The following is a 368-nucleotide window of genomic DNA, read 5'->3' as shown; positions in this document are numbered from 1 at the left end:
CTTGCTGCCCGTCCGGACCTGGACTCCTCGACCCTGCACGTCGCCCACTGCCCGGAGCGCGTGCTTCCGGGACGCGTCATGGAGGAACTGGTCACCAACGACCGCATCGTCGGCGGCATCACCCCCGAAGCCGCACAAATGGCCAAGGACCTTTACAGCGTTTTCTGCGAAGCTGAAATCCTTATCACCGATGCAACCACCGCTGAAATGGCAAAGCTGGTTGAAAATTCCTACCGCGACGTCAACATTGCCTTTGCCAATGAACTGTCGGTGATCTCCGACAAGGTCGGGATCGACGTGTGGGAGCTCATCGAGCTGGCTAACCACCACCCGCGCGTGAACATCCTGCAGCCGGGCCCGGGCGTTGG

The 368-nt window shown here is 60.9% G+C and carries 1 pseudogene; it reads left to right on the top strand.

From position 1 onward, the window contains the following. Window positions 1-368 (top strand): annotated as a pseudogene (locus tag ACIPUB_RS20135) (UDP-N-acetyl-D-mannosamine dehydrogenase); the annotation flags it as partial.

This window comes from Paeniglutamicibacter sp. ORCA_105, from assembly GCF_045798545.1.
In the GTDB taxonomy this organism is placed as follows: domain Bacteria; phylum Actinomycetota; class Actinomycetes; order Actinomycetales; family Micrococcaceae; genus Paeniglutamicibacter; species Paeniglutamicibacter sulfureus.
The sequence above is the reverse complement of the archived record's forward strand: the minus strand, read 5'-3'. Positions and strand labels throughout refer to the sequence as shown.